Source organism: Streptomyces sp. NPDC047022 (genome assembly GCF_040644155.1).
In the GTDB taxonomy this organism is placed as follows: domain Bacteria; phylum Actinomycetota; class Actinomycetes; order Streptomycetales; family Streptomycetaceae; genus Streptomyces.
In genome coordinates this window covers 1-1962 of sequence record NZ_JBEYVV010000093.1, presented here as the reverse complement: position 1 = coordinate 1962, position 1962 = coordinate 1, and the positions used below count along the sequence as shown (strand labels likewise).

Below are 1962 nucleotides of genomic sequence, written 5' to 3'. Positions count from 1 at the left end.
AGATCGTGAACTGCGGACACCCCCCGCCTCTGCTGATCCGCGACGGAAGCGTTCAGGCACTGGCAAACCGTGACCCGGCCCCACCACTCGGCATGGCGGTGATCCGCCGGGGTGCGCCACGCAGGTGGCCGGTCGTCACACCGGCGCCAGTGCCGCCTCCTGCCGCCCCGCCGACACCGTCTCCCGCTCCCGCACCGTGGAGTCCGCCCTCAGCGGCAGGGCGCGGGGGATGGGGCGTGTCTCGCGCAGGCTCGGTGCGGGGGCTGTCGGCACGAGCAGGGCGTGGTCGCCGGCCCGCGCGCGCTGGGAGAACCAGATGATCTTTCCGCCGGTGTCGGTGGCACAGCACCCCCACCCATTGCTCAGTGCGGCGATCTGCGCCAGGCAGCCGGCCGGGGCGTAGTGCGGCCGTATGTCCCGCTCGCTGTCCTGGACCGCGGTGATGAGGTGCTGACCGTTCCACCACATTTCGATGGTGGTGTTCTTGTCCGCCGCGTGTGCGTCGATGGTGCGCAACAGTGTGTCCGCGCAACGGCAGACGGGCTCGATGAGCATCTCCAGGTCCCAGTACCGGAGATGGGCGGCCAGAATGCGTTTGACCTGACCGATTCGCTCCGGGCTGAGTTCCACGTCGAGGTGGTAGTAGCAGGGTGCTGCGGTCTTCATCGTCGTTGGCTCCTCACCGGCGAAGCTCTCGCTCCTCATGGCCCTCACGGACCGAGCCCCGAATACGAAGCGTGAGCACTCATCGCTTCTGAGTAAGTCCAAGAGTGAGGTCACTACTCCATTCGTGCAACACGAAGCACACGCGCCCCAGCAGTTGAATTCCGAACAGGACGCTGCGTGGCGTACCGTGCACCATGGGTGAAGGTCTCGATCGCCGTGCCGGATCAACCCCATTCCGCGCACGGCCTTCGCGCACCGTCCGGACCGCTACCCGCGACCTTCCGGAACCGTGCTCCTGCGAAGAGGTTGGGAGGTGACCTGTGCGATGTTGCTACCCGCCAGAGCCGAGGTCGCCAGGCATCTCGAGCAGTACCGGGCGTGGGAACGCCTGATGCTCGCATCCCCCGACAACCGGGCGGTACGCGGCAACTTCGAGAACACGGGCTACACCCTGTGCGTGCTGATGGGCAAGCGCTGCGCGCGTGAGGCCGTCGACGCCGCCGAGCTGTATCTGAACTCCCGTGGGTCCCGCGAGCGAGCCGCGCGCGACGCCTGGCCCACACCGTCGGCGAACGCGTAGGCGCGGGCCGTACGGAGCGGTGAACCGAGGATCGAAGTGCCGAGGACCGGAGAGCCGGTGCCGAGCGGGGCCCGGGATCGGCCGAGGAGACGAAGCCCATGGAACTGAAGGCCGTGCACCGGGACGGGAGCATTCCCGTCGCCGGGGGCGCGAGGCCCACGATCGGACGCATCCCGATCCTGGATGTCCGTCCGGCGGTCGACTGCGGCAGGCGTCCGGCGAAGGCGGTGGAAGGCGAGACCTTCCAGGTGACCGCCACGGTCTTCGGTGAAGGGCATGGCGCGATCGGCGCCGACGTCGTCCTCAGGGACCCGGAGGGACGCCCCGGCCCCTGGACCCCGATGCACGAGCTGGAGCCGGGCTCGGACCGCTGGGCCGCCGAGGTGACACCGACGTCGGTCGGCACCTGGACATACGCCGTGGAGGCCTGGGGTGATCCGGTCAGCACCTGGCGGCGCCATGCGCGGATCAAAGTCCCCGCGCGCATCGATGTCGCACTGGTCCTGGAGGAGGGCGCGGACCTGTACGAGCGGGCCGCTGCCGGGGTTCCGGAGGGACCGCCGCGAGAGACGGTGCTGGCCGCCGCCTTCGCGCTGCGGGACGAGTCCCGCCCGCCCGTCGCCCGTCTGGCGGCGGGGTTGGCGCCTGAGGTGGGGGTGGTGCTGGCGCGTTGGCCGTTGCGTGAGGGGGTGTCGTCGTCGGTGGTGTTGCCGTTG

At 69.7% G+C, this 1962-nt stretch carries 3 protein-coding genes; 2 read left to right on the top strand and 1 reads right to left on the bottom strand.

Going from position 1 to position 1962, the window contains the following annotated elements:
• Positions 1–135: 135 nt before the first annotated feature.
• The gene (locus ABZ845_RS31885) at positions 136–666 is read right to left on the bottom strand and encodes a pep a2 (protein ID WP_360987027.1); all 531 of its coding nucleotides are present in this window, start codon (positions 664–666) and stop codon (positions 136–138) included.
• Between the two features lie 325 nt (positions 667–991).
• On the opposite strand from ABZ845_RS31885, the gene ABZ845_RS31880 reads away from it, so the two are divergent.
• Together ABZ845_RS31880 and ABZ845_RS31875 are read left to right on the top strand one after the other, a co-directional pair.
• On the top strand, positions 992–1246 hold the full coding sequence (locus ABZ845_RS31880; RefSeq protein WP_360987024.1) for a DUF5133 domain-containing protein: 255 nt from the start codon (positions 992–994) through the stop codon (positions 1244–1246).
• A 98-nt stretch (positions 1247–1344) separates the two neighbouring features.
• The coding region (locus tag ABZ845_RS31875; protein WP_360987020.1) for a maltotransferase domain-containing protein at positions 1345–1962 on the top strand (618 nt) is incomplete at its 3' end.

Excerpts from the sequence above, each read along its gene's own strand:
- ABZ845_RS31885 (WP_360987027.1), bottom strand. The coding sequence starts at position 666 with ATGAAGACCGCAGCACCCTGCTACTACCACCTCGACGTGGAACTCAGC.
- ABZ845_RS31880 (WP_360987024.1), top strand. The coding sequence starts at position 992 with ATGTTGCTACCCGCCAGAGCCGAGGTCGCCAGGCATCTCGAGCAGTAC.